This window comes from Humiphilus diazotrophicus (assembly GCF_059726315.1).
This window is the reverse complement of the sequence record NZ_AP040870.1, coordinates 218,106-239,377: the sequence shown is the minus strand read 5'-3', so window position 1 is coordinate 239,377 and position 21,272 is coordinate 218,106. Positions and strand designations below refer to the sequence as shown.

The 21,272-nt window shown below is 50.7% G+C and carries 13 protein-coding genes; 9 read left to right on the top strand and 4 right to left on the bottom strand.

All coding sequences use genetic code 11. The annotated features are described in order from the left end of the window. Nucleotides 1–222 precede the first annotated feature (222 nt). Nucleotides 223–2,766 (top strand): ABC transporter permease, encoded by a 2,544-nt coding sequence (locus AC6I7T_RS02820; RefSeq protein WP_497791776.1) that lies wholly within the window; start codon nt 223–225, stop codon nt 2,764–2,766. A gap of 94 nt (nt 2,767–2,860) precedes the next feature. Further along, complete coding sequence (locus AC6I7T_RS02815) at nt 2,861–3,838, top strand: CPBP family intramembrane glutamic endopeptidase (RefSeq protein ID WP_497791775.1); 978 nt, start codon at nt 2,861–2,863, stop codon at nt 3,836–3,838. Nucleotides 3,839–3,880: 42 nt separating this feature from the next. On the opposite strand, the gene AC6I7T_RS02810 is transcribed toward AC6I7T_RS02815, so the two are convergent. Continuing rightward, nucleotides 3,881–4,168, bottom strand: coding sequence for a hypothetical protein (locus AC6I7T_RS02810; RefSeq protein WP_497791773.1), 288 nt, complete (start codon nt 4,166–4,168; stop codon nt 3,881–3,883). 152 nt (nt 4,169–4,320) lie between these two features. Between AC6I7T_RS02810 and AC6I7T_RS02805 the strand changes: the two genes are divergently transcribed. The 4 genes from AC6I7T_RS02805 to AC6I7T_RS02790 all read left to right on the top strand — a co-directional run bounded on the left by AC6I7T_RS02805 (nt 4,321) and on the right by AC6I7T_RS02790 (nt 13,728). Beyond that, nucleotides 4,321–5,616 (top strand): hypothetical protein, encoded by a 1,296-nt coding sequence (locus AC6I7T_RS02805; RefSeq protein WP_497791772.1) that lies wholly within the window; start codon nt 4,321–4,323, stop codon nt 5,614–5,616. A 225-nt stretch (nt 5,617–5,841) separates the two neighbouring features. Beyond that, entirely contained in the window at nt 5,842–9,207 is a 3,366-nt protein-coding gene (locus AC6I7T_RS02800) for a TonB-dependent receptor (protein ID WP_497791771.1), read from the top strand. A 185-nt stretch (nt 9,208–9,392) separates the two neighbouring features. Further along, nucleotides 9,393–10,994, top strand: coding sequence for a rhamnogalacturonidase (locus AC6I7T_RS02795; protein WP_497791770.1), 1,602 nt, complete (start codon nt 9,393–9,395; stop codon nt 10,992–10,994). Nucleotides 10,995–11,010: 16 nt separating this feature from the next. Further along, nucleotides 11,011–13,728, top strand: a complete 2,718-nt coding sequence (locus AC6I7T_RS02790) for a glycoside hydrolase family 3 protein (RefSeq protein ID WP_497791769.1) — start codon at nt 11,011–11,013, stop codon at nt 13,726–13,728. Nucleotides 13,729–13,814: 86 nt separating this feature from the next. On the opposite strand, the gene AC6I7T_RS02785 is transcribed toward AC6I7T_RS02790, so the two are convergent. From AC6I7T_RS02785 to AC6I7T_RS02775, 3 genes are read right to left on the bottom strand one after another with little or no spacing between them, the layout of a single operon-like run. Continuing rightward, nucleotides 13,815–14,348, bottom strand: a complete 534-nt coding sequence (locus tag AC6I7T_RS02785) for a hypothetical protein (RefSeq protein WP_497791768.1) — start codon at nt 14,346–14,348, stop codon at nt 13,815–13,817. A gap of 12 nt (nt 14,349–14,360) precedes the next feature. Next, complete coding sequence (locus AC6I7T_RS02780; RefSeq protein ID WP_497791767.1) at nt 14,361–15,134, bottom strand: hypothetical protein; 774 nt, start codon at nt 15,132–15,134, stop codon at nt 14,361–14,363. A gap of 29 nt (nt 15,135–15,163) precedes the next feature. Beyond that, nucleotides 15,164–15,322 (bottom strand): hypothetical protein, encoded by a 159-nt coding sequence (locus AC6I7T_RS02775; protein ID WP_497791766.1) that lies wholly within the window; start codon nt 15,320–15,322, stop codon nt 15,164–15,166. A gap of 266 nt (nt 15,323–15,588) precedes the next feature. On the opposite strand from AC6I7T_RS02775, the gene AC6I7T_RS02770 reads away from it, so the two are divergent. From AC6I7T_RS02770 to AC6I7T_RS02760, 3 genes are all read left to right on the top strand, one after another. After that, a complete protein-coding gene (locus tag AC6I7T_RS02770) occupies nt 15,589–17,052 on the top strand; it encodes a nitronate monooxygenase (protein WP_497791765.1) in 1,464 nt (487 codons plus the stop codon). Nucleotides 17,053–17,217: 165 nt separating this feature from the next. Next, nucleotides 17,218–18,639 (top strand): MATE family efflux transporter, encoded by a 1,422-nt coding sequence (locus tag AC6I7T_RS02765; RefSeq protein WP_497791764.1) that lies wholly within the window; start codon nt 17,218–17,220, stop codon nt 18,637–18,639. A 38-nt stretch (nt 18,640–18,677) separates the two neighbouring features. Continuing rightward, nucleotides 18,678–21,260, top strand: coding sequence for an AMP-binding protein (locus tag AC6I7T_RS02760; protein WP_497791763.1), 2,583 nt, complete (start codon nt 18,678–18,680; stop codon nt 21,258–21,260). The last annotated feature ends 12 nt before the right edge of the window (nt 21,261–21,272 follow it).

Here is a 21,272-nt window from a genome sequence, read left to right as displayed (position 1 = left end):
GAAGCCTTTGTACTTCGGGGTACAGTGTGCGAGAAATGCTTTGGTTCCTATACAAGAATGCGTGTCCGCTTGCGGACACCTTAGAGCAAGAGTGGACATGCTCTAGAGATATAAGAAAAATATAGACACCGTACTCCTAGCTGTGTCAGTTGCTTAGCTGTTTTCTCCTTTGGCAAAGGACGTGCTGCCTACACTTTCGCAGAATTTGTGAGGTCGCTATCAGTGCATCCTATTTGGAATGAGATCCGCTATACATTTCGCCAGCTCATTAAATCCCCCGGCTTTACCTTAACGGCTGTTTTGACACTGGCTCTTGGTATCGGCGCCAACACTGCGATTTTTACTCTCGTTCATGCGGTCATGCTGAAGTCTTTACCCGTCGCTGAGCCCGGCCGTCTTTATCAAGTAGGAAATGGCACGAAGTGCTGTGTATGGGGCGGCCTTCAAGATGATTGGGATCTATTTTCATATCCTCTTTATCAGCATTTGCGCGCCAATACCCCTGCCTTTGAGCAACTTGCCGCATTCCAGGCGAATGAACCGGAAATTAGCGTCCGCCGTACAGATACATCGACTGCTGCAATACCTTTGCGTGGAGAGTTTGTCTCCGGGAATTACTTTGCCACCTTTGGACTAAATGCTTTTGCAGGCAGAACTCTGGGCGAATCGGACGATCTTCCAAACGCCTCGCCAGTTGCAGTGATCAGCTATCACACTTGGCAGCAGAAGTTCGGGCTCGATCCCACAATCATTGGCTCGGTTCTACAATTCGATGGAAAGCCCGTCACCATTGTGGGTGCTACTCCGCCTGGCTTTTATGGAGACCGCCTGCGGGAAGATCCTCCGGATTTCTTCTTACCTCTGAATCAAGAACCAAATCTCGCAGCCCAGAGTCCGATGTTGCACTTTCCGGATACTTATTGGCTGTATTCAATTGGTCGTCTCAAGCCAGGCTACTCTCCGTCTCAAGTTAGTGCACAGATGACATCTGAACTTCAGCACTGGATTCCGGCGCATGTAAATCTACTGAACGGAAGAGCTGAAGAGCTGCCACGTCAACACATCACACTTGGCCCCGGAGGCGCGGGAATAACACCGATGAGGACGTCCTTTCAAAAGGGCCTCTATCTTTTGATAATCGCATCCGCGCTTGTTCTGCTGATTGCCTGCGCCAATTTGGCAAATCTTCTTCTCGCCCGCAGTACGGCCCGGCGTCAACGGGCTGCATTACAACTTGCACTGGGCGCACCTCGAAACCGGCTTATCAGAGGAATGCTGATCGAAAGTCTGCTGCTTTCATTACTGGGCGGTGCTACAGGTCTGATTATTGCTTATGAGGGAACGCGTGGAATTCTGTTAGTGGCTTTCGGAGGTTCGAGCTACATTCCAATTGATGCCAGCCCGTCACTTCCAGTTCTGGGATTCTCTTTTGCTCTTTCTGTGGTCACGGGAGTCTTGTTTGGAATCGCCCCTGCCTGGATCGCGTCAAAGACCAATCCCGCAGAGGCCTTACGTGGTGCCAATCGTGCTACCAAAGATACTTCGGCTCTTCCTCAAAAAGCGCTCATTATCTTTCAGGCTGCATTTTCTCTGGTCCTGCTGGCTGCTGCCGGTTGGGTAACTGAGAGCTTTAATCATATGGAGAAAGGCAATTACGGATTTCAGACCGAGAGCCGTTTGCTCGTTTCTGTAAATCCGTTGCTGGCCGGATACAAACCAGAACAACTTTCAGCTTTGTACCGGCGTTTGCAGGATCGGTTAGGTTCGATTCCCGGTGTGCGAAGCATGAGCCTTTCCGTCTACAGCCCACAAGATGGTGATAGCTGGAATGATACGGTTGCCGTTGAAGGTCAACCTCCTCAAGTTGAAAGCAATCGCCCACAAGCCATGTGGTTACGTATCAGTTCTCATTACTTTGAAACAATCGGCACTCCCCTGCTTGAAGGAAGAGCAATCACCGACAGCGATACCGAGACTTCTGAAAAGGTTGCGGTGGTGGACCAAGCTTTCGCGAAGAAGTATTTCCCGGGCCAGGATTCTATTGGACGACACTTCGGCTCGGATGTTCCCGGACATAATCGCGACTTCACCATTGTTGGAGTGGTGAGAAATACGCTCTACCTGCACCCACTTCTGGAGGTACAGAATCCGATGTTCTTCTTGCCTCTCAGTCAAACACTTAATTTCAATCAGCCTCATATGCAAAGGATGGAGGTTGATTCCCACTACATCCGTGCGATTGAGTTTCACATTGCCGGATCTCCGCAAAGCATCGAGTCCTCCATAAGGAATGAGTTGGCTTCCATTGATCCCAATTTGACCGTTATTAATATGAGGACCTTCGATGAGCAGATTGCTTCACAATTTCATCAGGAGAGGCTTACTGCCAGATTGACTGGCTCCTTTAGTCTCCTGGCCTTGTTGCTGGCTTCCGTTGGTCTCTATGGCGTGACTTCATACAATGTTGCTCGTCGTACAAGTGAGATCGGTATACGGATGGCTCTCGGAGCGAATCGTCAGATAGTGATAGGAATGGTGCTTCGTAGCGCCATGACGCAAATATGGATTGGACTCGTGATAGGACTTCCATTTGTGTTACTGAGTGGAAAAGCAATGCAGAGCCAGCTCTATGGGGTGAAATATACAAATCCGTTGATTCTACTTTTTCCCATTGCCGTTCTAACTTTCTGCGGAATTGTTGCCGGATTGCTGCCCGCCAGACGCGCAGCTTCAATTGAGCCCGTGCGCGCATTGCGCTCCGAGTAAAAATAAAGATAATTTAGTATTCCGGTAAACTGAAGTTCTGGTCTGAAACAAATATTCGCTTGGCCGCGTATCTTTCCCAGACTCAGGAGGCGTAGTGCTGCAAACGAACTCGGAAGCTAAGGTAGAAAACCCGGATCATCTTCATCCTTTCTCCCGGATCTTTTTCGGGCCTAGAGGGTTGCGCGCAGGATGGAGTGCTCTGGTTTTTATCGCCATCTTTGTTGGGGGAATGATTTGTACTAGTCTGCTTGTCCACACTCTGTTTCACGGACAGCAAAGTGGGCACGGGAGTTCGAATACGATCTCTCTGAGCCGTAGCCTCGGAGAGCTTATTGCTCTCGGTTTTTGTTTAGGTACAACGGCGATTATGGCCCGTATCGAGGACCGACCTCTGACCGGCTATGGCCTGTCTGGAGAGCGCAAAACAGCATATGCCCTTATCGGAGCTTTCTGGGGGTTTCTATTCCTGACTCTTCTGATCGGTGCGTTGTACCTAACTCATAATTTAGGCTTCGACGGTACGGCTCTTTCCCTGGGGCTGGCGTTGAGGAATGGTCTTATCAGCCTGATTGGAATGTTTGTCGTCGGTCTCTTCGAAGAAACTCTCCTCCGCGGTTATCTTCAGTGGACCTTGGCCCGGGGAATGGGTTTCTGGTGGGCAGCTCTTCTTCTGTCTCTCTCTTTCGGACTGCTACACAGAAATAATCCCGGGGAGTCTCCAATAGGACTATTTTCGGCAGGTGCCATTGGATTGGTCTTCTGCTTGAGTATCTGGTATACCGGGTCCCTCTGGTGGGCGATCGGTTTCCATACCACCTGGGATTGGGGCGAAAGCTTCTTTTACGGTACGCCGAACAGCGGTACAGTTTTACCCGGGCATCTGATTTCGACACATCCCGTAGGCAAGATCTGGATGAGTGGTGGAGCGACAGGACCCGAGGGAAGCTTACTGATTGTTCCGCTTATTGTTCTGGTCGCTATAGTGCTCTATGTTACGGTAGGCTCCAAGTCTCGTTGGAGTTACGATAAGAGCGCCGCGTTAGAAATCAGCGAAAACAACATGGCACAGTAGTGTGAGCCCCGGGTCTGAGCCTCCAGGATTTACCTAACAGCTCTATCTTCGAATAATAATCATGTCGAGTCTCGGGCTTCCACCGCTGCTTCCGCAAGGCGGATGCTGTATGGCGCGAATCGTTCCGTGACTGTCCTCAAAGACAAAACCATGTGTGGACGTTCCTCGGAAGGATCCCCATGATTCCGGAATAAAGCTGGTACAACCTGACTCAATCATATTGGCCCCTTGCGCATAAACTGGTGTCGCCGGTCTTCCAAGATGAAATCCCAGAACCCATCCGGCAGTACTTCCTGCGAGGAAGATAAGGGCAGCTCTTAAGTATCTCATTCCGTTACGAGGCATCCTCTCTTTTCACTACCAGACGTACGGGCTCACGAATCCGTTCGAAAGAATTTTCGCGTAAGAGGCTGGTGCCGATCCATGTAGCATGACCACCGTGTTGTGATCCGGATGGTAAAATTGCATTCGCTAAAACTTACATGATCGAAGTCGAAGTCGAAGACGGAGCAAGAGTTAAGGTGAGCGAGGGTCTGGTCCGCTCACAACTGGATTTATTGGTACGTGATGAGGTCTTTCGATCCAGCAAGAGGTCGGTGGCGTTCCTGACTTACGTGGTTGAACAGACTCTGGCCGGTTCAGCAGACCAGATTAAGGAGCGGACAATTGGGATTGAGGTCTTTGGAAGAGATCCCTCTTACGACACAAATCTTGACCATGTTGTACGTACCGCTGCTACCGAGCTTCGGAAACGACTTGCGATTTATTACGGAGACGAAAAACACAAGGGCGAGCTTCGCATGGGGCTTGTACCCGGGTCATATATCCCTAGACTTACGCTGCCATTGCCCCCGGTGGCTGCAGCATCAGAGTCAGCAACTGTATCAGAACCAGTCATTGTTTCCTCAACAGCACATTCTTCAGTTCCTGAGACCACTCCTTCTCCTGTTGAAGAAAAGGAAACTGTCGAGACCAGAGAGAAGCACAGCAATGTACGGGGATATTGGATAGCAGGTCTTGCTGCTGTCGTTTTGTTGGCTGTTTCTCTGGGATACGGAATTTGGGGCACTTCTACTCCCCAGGATCTCTTTTGGAAACCAGTTTTAGATACTTCCGGGCCCGTTCGTCTTGCGGTAGGCGATGTTCCTAATGGCCCTCCGACGCCGGATCAGGATGATTCTTCCACGCCTGTTCCTGGTCACGATTCCTCCCGGTCAGTGCCTTTTGCAGATGCAGTTACGATTGCTCAAGTAGTTGGTGAACTTGAAGCACGGGGAAAGAAGGTCATCATCCGTCGGGAAACGGCCAGTTCCTTCTCTGACTTGAGAGAGGGTCCGGTCGTACTGATAGGAGCATTTAATAACGAGTGGAGTCTTCGCCTCACCCGGCAGTTACGTTTCAGTCTGGCCTTGGATCCGGAAAAACATCTTATATATATAAAGGATTCCCAGAACCCTTCTTCTCGAAGTTGGAGCTGGGCGACGAATCAGCCCAAAGATCCCATTGCCGGATCTCGCAGTCCTGTTCAACATGACTATGCATTGATTTCCAGGATTCGGAATTCGGAAACCGGACATGCGGTTGTAGTGATCGGCGGTTTGTATACATATGGAACTCAAGCTGCCGGGGAATTCCTCTCCGATCCGGAGTTAATGAAGGCCGTTGCCAAAACGACCAAACTCAACGGGCACTACCAGAATCTGCAGATTGTGTTGGGGACGACTGTCACCGACCAAACTCCAGGGCCACCAAAGGTCCTAGCCGTTTCCGTTGAATAGATTTCGCCTTCCTCCATGCTTTCTGCTCGCGCATCGGTTCGACAGTAAGTTAAACAAAATAAAGAAGAAACGAAAAACCTGACCGTCAGGGACAGTATCTGTCTACTCACCTCATAATCCAGCTCTGTACAAATCAGCCCGGTTCTAGAAGTTCGGTTTTGAGTCGCGGGAAAAATTGAGCCACGCGATCTTCTGGCAGTTAGGCAAGAAAGTTATGGAGGCAGTATGGGCAATCTTCGTAGGTTAATTGGTAGTCTCCTTGGTGCCTGCTTCATGTTCCTCTGTATCCCTGGTGTTTTGTTTGCCCAGGGCTACGGCAGAATCACAGGATCAGTAGCAGATCCCTCCGGGGCAGCCATCCCAGGTGCGACGATCGTCGCGACACGTGTTGCAACAGGTGACAGGACCACAGCTATATCGAATGGAGAGGGCGAATATGTTTTCGCCGCACTTCCTCCTGCCAACTACACGATTGGTGTTACCGCAAGTGGCTTTGCAAATTATCAGCAGGAGAACATAACGCTGCAAGCGGATCAGGCGATCACAATTCAGATTGTTATGAAGGTTGGGAGCAGCGGTGAAACTGTAAACGTCAGTTCCGCTCCTCCTCAGGTGGATTTGAGCACTGGCACCCTGGCGCAGGTTATCGATGAGAAGCGCGTTACGGACCTGCCACTCAACGGGCGGAACGCCGCAGCTCTTACTACACTGGTCCCCGGTGTCGTCGTTGCTCCGTCTACGAATATCGATCAGGGACAGACAAAGACCTTCCCCGTCGTTGCTGCGGTAACAATTAACGGCACTCGCGCCAACCAGGTGAACTACATGCTGGATGGCGGCAACAATGTCGATGAATACACGAACGTAAACGCCCCTTTCCCCATGCCGGATGCTGTACAGGAATTCAGCGTTCAAACGAGCAACTACAACGCCGAATACGGCCAGAATGCAGGCGGTGTGGTCAACATTATTACCCGCAGTGGCACCAATAGTTTCCATGGCAGCGGCTTCGAGTTTGTTCGCAATCGGGAGTTCAACGCGGCGAACTACTTCAGCTATGTCAAAAACAAGAAGACTGTAGATCCGCTCAAGCGCAATCAATTCGGCGGCACCATTGGGGGACCGATCACCATTCCGGGGCTCTACAATGGCCGGGACAAGAGTTTCTTCTTCTTCGGTGTACAGGCAACAAGGCTGCGCACGAGCGGTGTCGCCGGTACAGCTTTTCTTCCTACTCCAGCCCAACTGGCAGGAACCTTTACCGGACTTTCAAGCCCTATTCTTAATCCTAAGACCCTTGTGGCTTATCCATGCACACCCACAGGGACGACCTTTACCTGTCAGATTGACCCCAACGACTACAATGCCTCTTCCCTTGCTTTGCTGAAGTATTTACCCTCCATCAGCGGTACGGATGGAACATATCAATATATAAAGCCGGTACGGCAAAATTTCATTGAGTACACCGGGAACGGAAGCCATAATCTCGGTCCGAATGACCGGCTGATGTTCCGTTACTTCTATGACAGCTTCGATAATGCCGGAGTTCTGGATACCAAGAACCTCCTCACCTACACGGATCAAGCCAATATCCGATATCACAACATCCTTCTTGCTGAAACACATACCTTCAGCGATCGCTTGCTGAACAACTTTACTTTGAGCTATCAAATTGAGAATGCCGGTCGTGGACCGGTAGCGGGAGCGCCTAATGTCAACGACCTTGGCGTAAATATCTGGCAGCCTGCTTTCAAGCAGATCAATCAGATTCAGGTATCCGGATTCTTCACGATAGGTGACAACCCAACAGCTACCTTCCGTCGTAACAACTACACCCTTGGCGATGATCTTCATTGGGTGCGTGGCAACCATACATTTGGTTTTGGTTTTCACGGAGAGTTAGCCAAAGTTGACGTTAATAATCAATATCAGCAGCCCGGAATTTTCCAGTTTGCAAGCAATGCCTCGATTGTGAATCCTCTGGCAGATTTCCTGCTTGGAGGTTTAACCACCTTCCAACAGGCTTCCGGTCAGTACTTCAACAATCGTTATAAGGTGACCGGCTACTATGCGCAGGACAGCTGGAAGATCGGTCGTCGCCTGGTTCTGAACTATGGCGTTCGCTATGAGCCCTTTTACCCTCAACATGAGAAGCTGAATCGGCAGGGTATGTTCAGTCCGTCAGCACGTGCCGCCGGTCAAGTTTCCACCACACATCCAACTGCGTTGGCGGGCTTACTCTTTCCTGGCGACCAGGGATTCGTAAAGGATATGGTGCGTCCGGTTTATACACACTTTATGCCAAGAGTCGGCTTTGCCTGGGATGTCTTCGGAGATGGAACAACCAGTCTTCGCGGCGGCGCCGGTCAATTCTATGACACCCGTTTGCCTGGAGTCTTTGATAATATTTTCGCTAACGCTGTTCCCTATGTAGCTTCTGTGAATGTAGCGTTTACAGCTACCAATCTGGCGGATTTCTCAAACCCGTACGCGAGCATCCCCGGGGGGAATATCTTCCCTGCACCGCAACCGCCATCGGCCAGCTATTTCAGCCAGGCAAACTATCGGGCACAGAGCTACTCGACCTTCAATCCCGATACCTATCGTCTTCCATCAACATTTTCCTGGAATCTTGCTCTTGAACGGCAGGTAACCAGCACCATGTCGACACGGCTCGCCTATGTAGCATCCCATAGCGTTCATCAATATGTACCATCGGATATCAATCCGACCTATAACCAAGGCGCCAATGCCGGAAAGCGTGTCTATTATTCGGCAAATGCGGTACAGAACTATACGAATCCAATTGCTCTGGTCGATGCAGGCGGTAATGCCACCTACCACTCGATGCAGGCATCTTTGCAGAAGAAGGTCAGCTCAAGCCTGACTGCCTTCATCAATTACACCTGGTCTAAGGCTCTGGATAACTTCCCCTTTGGAGCTTCTGCAACTGCTGTTGTTCCCGGCTCCGGCTATGTGCTTCCGATCTATGAGCCGAACTTCAAGCGCTTGGACTATGGTCCTTCAGACTACGATCACCGAAATGTCCTTACTATTTCCTATGTATGGACTCTGCCGCACTTTACTGGTGGTAGTCCGGTTACGCGCTACATAGTTAATCATTGGCAGACAAACGGCATCTTTACCTTCCGTAGCGGTAATCCCGTCACCATCACTGGTGCTGGCAATAGCGGTACCAACCTGGGACGTGAACGCGGTGTATGGAATGGGCAGAATCCTTATGGCGGAAATGCATGCGGCAGCGTAACAACTGCATGCAAATCTTATCTGAATACTGCAAACTTCTCGACGAATCCCAAATACACGTCGAACCTGGCGCTATCGTATGGGAACATTGCGAAGGGCAGTTTCGTGGGACCGCAATATGCAAACTGGGATGTCAGCGTTATGCGCTACTTCCCTGTTAATGAAGGTTTGCAGTTCCAGTTCCGTGCTGAATACTTCAATGTTCTGAATCACACCAATTTCGGTGATCCAACCCAGTCGGTGACGAACTCGGCCTTTGGCCGTATCACGTCAACCAATGGAGATCCCCGCATTGGTCAGCTCTCGCTAAAGATCATGTTCTAGATCTACGCAGATGCTTGAGGATACGGTGCAGGTCGCGAACGGCATCGTATCCTCGATAGAAAACTCCCCACTAATTAGTAAAAGATAGTGACGATTTTTGGTGGTTCCTTGAATCGCATGAGCCAGCTTTGTCTTTAGCTGCTTCGTATTTCAACGAATCTTTGCAGTGCTCTGGTTCAGGAGAAATGATGTTTCGAAGAGATTTTCTGAAGAATAGTTCTACAGGAATTTTGGCAGCGGCCATTCCCGGCCCTTCACTCCTGGCCCAGAGGCAGAGTTCCAAGGCTCCAGCACCATCGGACACACGCTTTTTCAATGTGCGATCTTTCGGAGCGACAGGCGACGGAAAGACTATCGATACGCAAGCTTTCAACGAGGCGATCACTACGGTTGCAGCTTCGGGTGGCGGGACGATATTCGTTCCTGCTGGAAACTACCTTTGCTACAGCATTCGTCTGAAGAGTCACATTTCTCTCTATCTCGATGCAGGAGCGACAATCATTGCTGCAGAGGTATCCAGGGAGGGAACAACAGCAGGTGGCTATGATCCCGCAGGTCCTCCTCAGTTGTGGGAGAAGTATCAGGACTTTGGTCACAATCACTGGCCGAACAGTTTGATATGGGGAGACGGATTGGAAGACATCTCCATCTATGGTCCTGGCCTGGTCTGGGGTAAGGGCCTCAGTCGCGGTGAGGCAGATGAGTTCCCTCGCGCAGAAAGCCCAGGAGTCGGAAACAAGGCCATTGCCCTGAAGAATTGTCATAACGTCATTCTTCGAGACTTTTCGATTTTGATGGGCGGCCATTTTGCCATTTTGCTGACCGGTGTCGACAACGTAACAATCGATAATTTGAAGATAGATACCAATCGAGATGGAATTGATATCGACTGCTGTAAGAATGTCAGGGTTTCGAATTGTGCTGTCAATTCTCCCTGGGACGATGCAATCTGCCCGAAGAGTTCCTTTGCCCTCGGATATGCACGAGCAACCGAGAATGTCACAATTTCAAATTGTTATGTGACAGGCGCTTATGAATACGGCTCCATGCTGAGTGGAGTCTATAAGCGTGCAACCTACTCTCAGGAGCGGAAGGCCGTAGGCCGCATAAAGTGCGGTACCGAGTCGAATGGTGGTTTCAAAAATATCACCATCACGAATTGCATCTTCGAGGGGTGTCGAGGTTTTGCCCTGGAGAGTGTTGATGGGGCACAAATTGAGGACATCACCGTAACAAATATCACGATGCGAGGCGTGGTTCATTCCCCCATTTTTTTGCGTTTGGGAAAGCGCATGCGTGGTCCTCAGGGAGTTGCCCCTGGAGTGTTGCGCAGAGTCCTCCTTTCCAACATTGTGAGCTATGGAGCTGTTGCGGAATATCCCTCAATTATCAGCGGTGTCCCGGGAAACCCAATTGAAGATATCCAGCTGAGCAATCTCTATCTTCATCAGCTAGGCGGAGGAACCCAGGAGTGGGCCTCCTTGCTTCCTCCCGAAAAGGAGAATGCCTATCCCGAAGCTTCTATGTTTGGAGTGCTTCCTTCACGAGGATTCTTCATCCGGCATGCGCGGAATCTGGAGCTCTCGAATGTGGAGATTGCAGTTGAGCAGGCAGATATGCGTCCGTCTTTCTGGCTTCAGGATGTAGAGGGGTTTGATAGCTTCCGCTTGAAGATCGCTCGACATACACCAGCCTATGCCCTTAGGGATGTGAGGGATTTTCGTAGCTTTGGCAGTTCCAGAATTACCGATCGCACGGTTGAGAGTGTCGATCATCTCGAGTTCTGACAACAAGGAATAGATTATGTTTACCGCCAACTCTCAATCCAGAAAAGTTCAGAGATCGTCCTGGCACTCTAGTCTTGGCGTCTTTGTCGTTCTTGCCTTTATCTCCGTTTCTCTTTCGGCTCAGACTGCAAAGAATCGGGAGGCGTATCTAGATCAATCTCTGCCAATAGAGCAGCGGGTGAGCGATCTTGTTGGAAGAATGACTTTGCAAGAGAAGATTTCTCAGATGAAGAATGCTGCACCTGGCATCCCCCGCCTTCATATTCCTCCATACGATTGGTGGAACGAAGGGCTGCATGGAGTTGCACGATCCGGATATGCAACGGTCTTTCCACAAGCGATTGGGTTGGCGGCTACATGGGATGTCAAGATGGTCGAGAACATTGCCGACGTCATATCGACGGAAGCAAGAGCAAAGTACAACCATGCTCAGAAGGAAAAGAATTACAGCATCTACTATGGCCTGACCATCTGGTCACCCAATATCAATATCGTTCGTGATCCCAGGTGGGGTAGAGGTCAGGAGACCTATGGAGAAGATCCCTTTCTAACCGGACAAATCGGCAGCGCTTTTGTGCGGGGGCTTCAGGGGAATGATCCAAAGTACTTCAAGACGATTGCGACACCAAAACACTTCGCAGTCCATAGCGGGCCGGAATCGGATCGCCATACATTCGACGCAGTGGCGTCAAACCGCGATTTGGAAGACACCTACCTTCCAGCATTTCGACAACTCGTACAGGAAGCACATGCCGCTAGTGTGATGTGTGCCTATAACTCCGTTGGTGGTGCTCCAGCTTGCGCAAATGATTTTCTACTCCAACAGAAGCTAAAGAGAGACTGGCATTTCAACGGCTTTGTAGTTTCCGACTGTGCGGCAATTACAGATGTTGCTCAAGGTCACAAGTTTGCACCGGATATGGAAGCTGCGGCAGCTGTTTCTGTGAAGGCGGGAACAGATTTGAGTTGTGGCGAAGAATACACCGCATTAGCCGGGGCGGTTGCCAGAGGTCTGATTTCAGAATCGGAGATTGACGCCTCGGTGAAGCGACTCTTTACGGCGCGCTTCCGCCTGGGAATGTTCGATCCGCCCAATGCGACTCCGTATAACTCCATCCCCTTCTCTGCAAACAATTCCGAAGCACATAGCGCAATTTCTTTGGAAGCAGCTCGGGCATCCATGGTCTTGCTGAAAAATGATCAGTCTATTCTGCCGCTTTCTTCAAAAATCAAGACGCTAGCAGTGATTGGACCCAATGCCGCAGCCCTCCCCGCACTGGAAGGCAATTACAATGCAATCGCTTCGCATCCGGTTACTCCCCTCAAAGCTTTGCAGGAGCGCATGCCTGGCCATGTGTTGTATGCCCAGGGCTCTCCGTATGTAGAAGGAATTCCGGTTCCTATTCCCGAGACAGCTTTTTCTCCGGAAGGACAAGCCGATAAACACGGATTGACCGCCGAATACTATTCAAACGGACACTTCGAAGGCGGTCCGGTTTTGAAGCGAGTTGACTCACACATCGATTTTGACTGGAATGGTTCCTCTCCGGTTCCTCAGGTTCCTGCAGAGAACTTCGGGGTACGCTGGTCCGGAACCATTTCAGTCCCCTCCCCCGGGACCTACGGTTTCAATTTCTCTATGGCTCACTGCAGTACTTGTGAGGATGAGGAGGCAATTAAGGTCTGGCTTGACGACAAATTGGTCTATGACTTCAAACATGCTCGTACACATGGTAGGAGAGCCCCGACAACTCCCTTCGAGCTCCGTTTTGACGATACCCGACCGCATCCGATACGGATCGAATATGCACACGATGCTCCCCACTTTGGTGCAGGACTCACATTCAATTGGAAGCCTCCAGTAGAAGCTCTGCGTAAGGAAGCGGTCTCGATAGCTCAAAATGTAGATGCAATTATTGTGTTTTTGGGACTGAGTCCGGAGGTGGAAGGCGAGGAGATGCCTGTGCATGTTCAGGGCTTCGAGGGCGGCGATCGCACGACCATCGAACTGCCTGAAGCTCAGGCAAAGTTGGTGGACGCCTTATCCGAGTCGGGAAAGCCTATGGTCTTTGTATTAATGAATGGCAGTGCTATTGCCATGAAGGGTGCGGAGCAAAAGGCGTCCGCTATTCTTGAGGCTTGGTATCCAGGCCAGAATGGCGGCATTGCAATTGCGGAGACATTATTCGGAGAGAACAATCCAGCTGGAAGGCTTCCAATTACTTTCTATGCTGGAACAGAGCAACTACCATCCTTCGCCGATTACTCGATGCAGCATCGAACCTATCGATACTTCGGCGGCAAACCTCTTTATCCTTTTGGGTATGGATTGAGCTATGCGCGTTTCCAGTATTCGAATCTGGAACTCTCCGACAATGCAATCGGATCAAGTCAACCGCTCACGGTACGAGCGAATCTGCGCAATGTAAGTGATCGCGACGGAGACGAGGTGGTGGAGGTTTACTTAACTCCAAAGAATATCGCCGGAGCTCCTCTACGTCAGCTTGTCGGATTTAAGAGGGTGCATCTGAACAAATCCGAGACGATACCAATCTCTGTCACCATAGATCCTCAACAGCTGAGCACTGTTTCGCCGGAAGGCGTGCGCTCTGTTGTTCCCGGTGAGTATGAGATTTCAATTGGCGGAGCTCAGCCAGGCACGGAAGAGGTATTGACTACCAGCCTGCATATAACGAACTCGACTGCCTCCCTAAAGCGAAGCAGTAAGGAATAGCAAACTCCAGGCTTATGAGGACATGGCGTGAAAACCGTGTCCTCATACAAACCCATAAGCCTTTACTTTCAGATTGCTTGATAAAGCTAGACGGCTTCCTTCAACCGAGGGAGCAGTCCTACATGGCTCGATTCGTACAAGGCCAAGAGCCGCTGTGTCATGAGGTAATAAGAGGCAGCAGCTTCATGAACATAAAAAGGCATCCGCAGCCATCGGCTATGGAGGAACATCTCCACCTGAATATGGAAGACAGCGCGCTTCAGATGGACGGCATCCATTCGCATCCGTTCGGCTACGATTACAGCTTCGGTATAATTCCAACGCTGTACGTAGGCCGCCAGAGCAATCAAAATCTGCGCATTCTCTTTCATGCGCTGTAGGCCTTTGATTCCTCCCAAAAGCTGCCACATGTCAGGAGGCTCTAATCGTAGCTGGTTTACTTTCGGTTGAAGACTGTCTAGCGCGACTGTTTCCAGGCCTTTCCGCGGCACCTCTTGTAACTTGGCGACAAGTTCATCCCAGGTTGCAGAGCGAAGACGCTGAATGTGCAACTGGTACTGAACAGTACTGACAACGATTGCCGAAATTGTACTTGCCACAACTGCGGTGATTGCAATCATTTTCTGCCGGCCCTATTCACGATGTTGGGGAATCACTACTTTGGATAATTCGTCTTGAACCGTTTGATGTAGTCCTGCCAAATATGCCTGCATCTCCGGTGTGAGCTCTCTTCTCTCCGGCTCTTCTCTCCAAAAAGTAATGATCCAGTAAACCAACGCAGCTAGATAAGAAAAGATTCTAACATGTTCCAAAGTCGTGTAATAATGCATCGACAAGAAGCTATGTGCTGTGTCTACCAGCAGCGCTACCAGGGCCCATATGGATAACCCCTGGCCAAAGCCCATAACATGGTTTCTCCAGAAAAGTCCCAGGTGACTGGAGACAATCATGACCATCAAAAAGACCTCGCAGATGATCATGCTGGTAAATAGCTCCCCTCTTACGGCCCAGCACTGCAGACCTGTGGAAAGAGCGGGCCTCACCATTAAGGCAACACCTGTCGCCAAAGAGACAGCGATGATGCCAAGAATCGTAAAAATACCCTTGGCGTCGCTCACCCATGTCCCTGTCGGTTTCAGGACGACACGGGTGATCTCAAACATGAGCCCGAGCTGAAGCACAAAATCAAGGAAGGCAAAGCACCAATATGCCCAGTTGTAAGCCCGGAAGGATCCATAGCGGTAAATCGAATACAGGACAATTGTAGAAACGAGTTCAAATGCCATGTATCCGGTGATTACCGGGAAATGCCTCCAGCGACCCCGTACGAGAAGAACCAGAAGTAGGGCGACGTTTCCTATGAATGACGCCGCCCACAAAAATCTATCAAGAAAGGTTAAATCCATGCCGTCTCTGCGGTTCTATTTTGCCTGATTTATATACCGAGAAGAGAGAGAATTACTGAAACTGCTGCAGAATAAGCATTTCCCCTTATGGGGCTGGGATTGCCTGTGCCTGGTCCAGCTAGAGCTGAAGGAAGTGTGAAAACGGAAACAGTAAGGATCAGCACAAATACGCGAAGTGACTTTTTCATGGAAGGTTCCTCTCTGCGCAAAATTGCGCATACGAAAAGTTACTCGTTGATATATAGAGATAGAAACCTTTAGCTCCGTATGCAGGATGCTTTCTGGCGACAGTGGTTCCGTTTCAGATAGTGGTCTATTCGAGACGTCTCGTCTTCGCTGTTTGTTCGCTTTCCTGCATGCTTGTTTTTCCGCTTTGAACCTCCTCTATAACGATGTCGGCTGCTATTACAAAACTTCGACAATCTCTATTTCAATCCAATGAAATTATTGGAGTATGAGTGGTTATCCATTGGTTATTCAAGGCGGAATGGGAGCAGGCGTCTCCAACTGGAGGCTCGCGCAAGCCGTTTCGCGTCTCGGACAACTTGGTGTTGTTTCAGGTGTTGCGCTGGATGAGATTCTCGTTCGGCGATTGCAAGACGGGGATCCAGGCGGACATGTTCGGCGCGCACTGGATGCGTTTCCCTTTCGTTCCATTGCCGAAAAGGTTTGGACTTCTTATTACATCCCGGGCGGAAAACCGAGCGAAGCTGCCTATCGTCGATTGCCGGCACATTGCAAGGACGATCCTCGTGAGCTAGTTGAACTGTGCATCCTCGGAAATTTTGTCGAGGTCTTCCTTGCTCGTGAAGGACATAACAATCCTGTCGGAATCAATTTCCTCGAAAAGATTCAGATGCCCCACCTCCCTTCTATCTATGGAGCCATGCTGGCCGGTGTCAGCTACATCCTGATGGGAGCGGGAATACCACTCAAAATTCCCGGAATACTCGATAAGTTTGTGGACCATCAGCCAGCCACATATCCGCTGGTAGTGGCCGGAGCTACAGAAGCTGACGATACCCTTATGAGATTTGATCCCAAGGATTACATGGAACAGGAGCTGCCTCCACTGAAGCGGCCTGTCTTCCTTGCGATCATCTCCTCAAACACACTGGCTCTCACCATGCTCAAGAGAGCAAATGGCAAAGTAGATGGGTTCATTATCGAAGGTGCAACTGCGGGAGGCCATAATGCTCCGCCACGCGGAAAGTTGACCTTGAGCGAAAAAGGAGAGCCGATCTATGGTGAGCGAGATCAGGTGGATCTTGCCGGAATCCGCAAACTCGGAGTTCCCTTTTGGCTGGCGGGAGGCTTTGGCTCTCCCTCAAAAGTGCAGGAAGCCCTTGATGCTGGAGCTACTGGCGTGCAGATCGGCACAGCCTTTTCCTGTACCGAGGAATCCGGCTTAGCTCCGGAATTCAAAAAGCAATTGATCGAGAAGGCACTCAAAGGCGAAGCTCGTGTCTTTACCGATCCTCTTGCTTCTCCTACGGGCTTTCCATTCAAGGTAGCTTGTCTGGAAGGGACAAATTCCGAGGCTGAAAATTATGCGGCACGCCATCGGATCTGCGATCTCGGCTATTTGCGTGAGGCGTATCGGATGGAAGATGGCTCGATTGGCTATCGTTGTGCTGCCGAGCCTGTCACCGTCTATTTGAGCAAAGGCGGAACTCTGGAAGAGACTGTTGGCAGAAAGTGCGTCTGTAATGGGTTGATGTCCAATATCGGTCAGCCCCAAATCCGCAATGGAAAGTATCTCGAGGGCGGATTGGTCACGATGGGCGACGATGTTTCTTTCATCACTCAGTTCCTGAGTCCCGGACAGAGCAGTTATACGGTAGAAGATGTGATCCGCACGGTGCTCAACAAAAAGGAAGTTGCGGCTGCTCCTCTTCTAGAGCCCTGTATCGCTTAGGATCTGCAATTCCTTAAAAGACAAATCAAGAAGAGGTTGGCTGAAAGCCAGCCTCTTTATCTTCCATTCATATCCCTCCTCAATACACGAGTCCCGTTTGCACTCGTGCCCTGCAGTACATGCCGATAAGTTCAAAAGCTTGTAAACTCGCTACAAGCTTTTGTTATGTCTGAATCGACACAAGTCGCCGATTTTTCTCCGCGAAAGAGTTTGTGGAACTCCATCCAGGATGCTCTTCGAGGAACACACCAGGACTATACGGTCGGGAGCCTCAATCGCTCCATTTTCCTTCTGGCCGTTCCTATGGTTCTGGAGATGGTTCTTGAGTCGCTATTCTCCATTGTCGATGTCTTCTGGGTAGGACACCTGGGAGCCGATGCCGTCGCTACAGTTGGACTGACGGAATCCATGCTATCCCTGATCTTTGCAGTAGGTTCGGGACTGGCTTTATCGACCACGGCGATGGTGGCAAGACGAATTGGAGAAAAAGATTTTGAAGATGCATCGATATCGGCCGTGCAGGCGATTGCTCTGGGATTGCTGACTTCTCTCGTTATAGGAATTCCTGCCGGGATTTATGCTCCTCAGCTGTTGGCTCTGATGGGAGCCTCGCCAGCTATTGTTGCAGTTGGATCTTCCTATGCCCGTATTGCGCTTGGCGGATGTGGCGCTATCATTCTGCTCTTTCTGAACAACGCTATCTTCCGTGGAGCCGGAGATGCAGCCATCGCTATGAGGCTGCTCTGGGTCAGCAACATCATTAATCTCGTTCTCGATCCTTGTCTTATCTTCGGGCTTGGCCCTTTCCCGCGTATGGGAGTCACGGGGGCGGCGCTTGCGACTCTTACCGGACGCAGCATCGGAGTTCTTTATCAGTTCTACCGGCTGATGAAAGGAACCGAGCGTATCAAAATTCTGGCTCGGCATCTGCATATCAACGTTCGGGTTCTTTGGAGATTGCTCCGTGTGTCATTCACCGGCATTCTCCAATTCACGATAGCCAGTGCCAGTTGGATGGGGCTCGTTCGTATTACTTCCATCTTCGGAGCATCTGCCGTTGCCGGTTATACGGTAGCAATCCGCATTGTGATCTTTTTCATTCTTCCTTCATGGGGCTTGAGCAATGCAGCAGCAACGTTGGTAGGACAGAACCTCGGTGCACACCGTCCCGACCGTGCAGAAAAGGCTGTTTGGCGGACAGGTTTCTATAACATGATCTTTCTAGGAAGCATCGGAGTTGTCTTTATCATCTTTGCAACTCCCGTTGTGAGGCTCTTTACCAACGATCCCATGGTGGTTCCTATCGCCGCAGGTGCGTTGCGTATACTCAGTTGCGGAAATGTTTGTTATGCATATGGCATGGTGATGCTTCAGGCCTTTAATGGCGCTGGCGACACTGTTACTCCAACTATCGTCAATTTCTTTGGATTTTGGATTATCCAATTGCCTCTGGCCTGGTGGCTTGCGACACACACCATGTTGCGTGCTGAAGGAGCGTTTCTTTCCGTCGTAATATCGGAGGGGTTGATTGCGGGGACAAGTATGATTCTCTTTCGTCGAGGGCGATGGAAAACGCAACAAATCTAGTGTTCCCAAAGACTCAAATTCACTAAAGGGTGCAAACTGTGCGATCCACTCTGGCTACGCTGATCAACGATTTCCGCCGTCATGGCGATCAGACAGCAGTTGTGCGCTTTATCGGCAATCGACGTATTCGTACCAGTTATGCAGAATTAGCTCGCTACGCTGGAAGATTTGCAGCGGAGCTGATTAAGCGCCGCATTGTTGCCGGTGACCGGGTGTTGCTCTGGGGTGAGAACAGCGCCGAATGGCTGGGTGCCTTTTTCGGTTGCATTCTCCGTGGTGTCCTGGTTGTTCCTCTAGATGCGAGCGGCTCTGCCGAGTTTGCGCGGAGAGTTGCGGCTGATGTTCGTCCGGCTCTCGTCGTGGGAGATTCTTCCCTCCTTGCTACACTCCCCTTGGAACTGGACCGCCTGCTCTTTGAAGACTTTGAGACAGCTCTTTCCGAAGAGGAAGCTGCTGAGGCTCCTTCTCTTTCGGCAGATACACCGTTACAAATTCTCTTTACCTCCGGCACAACCGGTGAGCCGAAGGGAGTGGTTCACACTCATCGCAATATTCTGGCCAGCCTTGGTCCGATTGAGCGGGAGATGCAAAAGTATCTGCGTTATGAACGCATCTTTCATCCCTTGCGTTTTCTCCATACTTTGCCTCTGAGCCATGTCTTCGGCCAATTCATGGGAATATGGGTTCCGCCTTTGCTTGCTGCAGAGGTTCACCTGGAATCGAGACTGGTAGCCCCGCGGCTGATCGAAACGATTCGCCGTGAAAAAATTTCTGTTCTAGCTGCGGTTCCCCGGGTGCTTGCACTGATGAAAACGCACCTGGAAACGGAAGATCCGGCCCTTGCCTCAAAGATAGTTGCAGCAAAGAAATTTCGTGCATGGAAACGCTGGTGGTACTTCCGTAAAATTCACAAGACCTTCGGTTTCAAGTTCTGGGCTATTGTCTGCGGTGGTGCTTCGCTCCCTGCCGATCTGGAGCAATTTTGGGGTGCTCTTGGCTTTGTCCTGATTCAGGGCTATGGCATGACGGAGACGACAGCTCTAATCACTTTGAATCACCCCTTTCATGTCAGCCGTGGTTCTATCGGAAAGCCGCTTCCTGGCCGAGAGGTCAAGCTGGGACCCGACGGTGAGGTTCTGGTTCGTGGAGACATGATCTCGCAGGCAACGTGGCACAAAGGAGCACTTCGTCATCGTGAAGACTCCTGGCTGGCTACCGGAGACCTTGCAGAAAAGCTTCCCTCCGGAGAGCTACGCTTTCTTGGCCGAAAGAGTGAAGTGATCGTGACTGGCTCCGGAATGAATATCCATCCGGAAGATCTGGAAGCAGCGCTACAAGAACAGGTGGGTGTACAAGCTACTTCGGTTGTTGGAATAGAGACGCCTAACGGGCATGAGCCTTTTGCGGTCTTTGTCTTTCGTGGAAGCCGTGAAGAGGCGGCGAGTGCGGTACAACGCGCAAATGAGAGCCTCCCGGAATATCAACGGATTCGCCGCTGGACTTTATGGCCAGAGCCGGATCTCCCTCGAACTTCTACGGGAAAGGTACAACGTCGTCGTGTTTCAGCATGGCTACACGAACATGGTCATGCCAACGCGGTTGGCGGCGTTGCTGTTGCCGAAAAGGACTGGTTGCTTACTCTTATTCAGAGCCTCACAGGCGAAGAATCTGCCCACTCCGATGACGATGCCCGCCTTGAAGAGGATCTTCATCTCGATAGCTTAAGTCGTGTTCAGTTGGCGGCAGCATTGGAAGAAGAACTTGGTGTTACCGGTAGCGATGAGCAATTTCAGCAGATCGCAACCTTAGGCGAACTCCGCAATTGGCTGGGGTTAGAGAAGACTGAAACGGCATCTGTTGGCAGTGAACTACACCAGACAGTCCAGAAGATTTCTTTCGAATCGACCAGTATCAGACGTCCTGTTCGTGAGTTCGTCTATCCCTATTGGCCATGGTCTTGGCCCTTCCGTATGCTGCGGATGGCATTTACGGAAGTTGTTATGCGTTTGCTCGTCTCTGTTCTGGCGGATCCGAAAGTGGAAGTCTGCGAAGAACTGCATCCTGCGCGGCCAATGCTGATCATCGCGAATCATGTAACAGCGTTCGATGTTCCATTGCTCTTGTATGCACTTCCGCGACAGATGAGGGATCATGTCGCGGCTGCTATGGCAGGAGAGATGCTCGACGATTGGAGGCATGGGCGGAACCAACCGGCATGGTGGCAAAACCTGCTGGGTCCGGCGACTTATTGGTTACTGACAGCTCTCTTCAATGTGTTTCCGCTTCCCCGCTCAGCAGGCTTTCAAAGAAGTTTCGCTCATGCTGGAGAAGCGCTCGACCGAGGTTACCATGTGATTGTTTTCCCTGAGGGGGGACGCTCGACTGATGGTAAGCTTCGCCGATTCCGTGGAGGCATCGGGATTCTGGCTCAACAGGCGAGGACCGAAGTGTTGCCCGTAGCGCTCCTTGGGCTTGGAGAGCTAAAGCAGGTGGGAAAAGGCTGGTTCCGTTCCGGAAAGCTTCGTGTTCGTGTCGGTAAGCCGATTCCCTTGCCACATGGGCTGAGTGCGGAAGAGATTACCGAATTCCTGCAACAAGAGCTGGAATCGCTGATGCGGTAGCTTCGAACGTTT

Excerpts from the sequence above, each read along its gene's own strand:
- AC6I7T_RS02810 (WP_497791773.1), bottom strand. The coding sequence starts at position 4,168 with ATGAGATACTTAAGAGCTGCCCTTATCTTCCTCGCAGGAAGTACTGCC.
- AC6I7T_RS02805 (WP_497791772.1), top strand. The coding sequence starts at position 4,321 with ATGATCGAAGTCGAAGTCGAAGACGGAGCAAGAGTTAAGGTGAGCGAG.
- AC6I7T_RS02800 (WP_497791771.1), top strand. The coding sequence starts at position 5,842 with ATGGGCAATCTTCGTAGGTTAATTGGTAGTCTCCTTGGTGCCTGCTTC.
- AC6I7T_RS02795 (WP_497791770.1), top strand. The coding sequence starts at position 9,393 with ATGATGTTTCGAAGAGATTTTCTGAAGAATAGTTCTACAGGAATTTTG.
- AC6I7T_RS02790 (WP_497791769.1), top strand. The coding sequence starts at position 11,011 with ATGTTTACCGCCAACTCTCAATCCAGAAAAGTTCAGAGATCGTCCTGG.
- AC6I7T_RS02785 (WP_497791768.1), bottom strand. The coding sequence starts at position 14,348 with ATGATTGCAATCACCGCAGTTGTGGCAAGTACAATTTCGGCAATCGTT.
- AC6I7T_RS02780 (WP_497791767.1), bottom strand. The coding sequence starts at position 15,134 with ATGGATTTAACCTTTCTTGATAGATTTTTGTGGGCGGCGTCATTCATA.
- AC6I7T_RS02775 (WP_497791766.1), bottom strand. The coding sequence starts at position 15,322 with ATGAAAAAGTCACTTCGCGTATTTGTGCTGATCCTTACTGTTTCCGTT.
- AC6I7T_RS02770 (WP_497791765.1), top strand. The coding sequence starts at position 15,589 with ATGAGTGGTTATCCATTGGTTATTCAAGGCGGAATGGGAGCAGGCGTC.
- AC6I7T_RS02765 (WP_497791764.1), top strand. The coding sequence starts at position 17,218 with ATGTCTGAATCGACACAAGTCGCCGATTTTTCTCCGCGAAAGAGTTTG.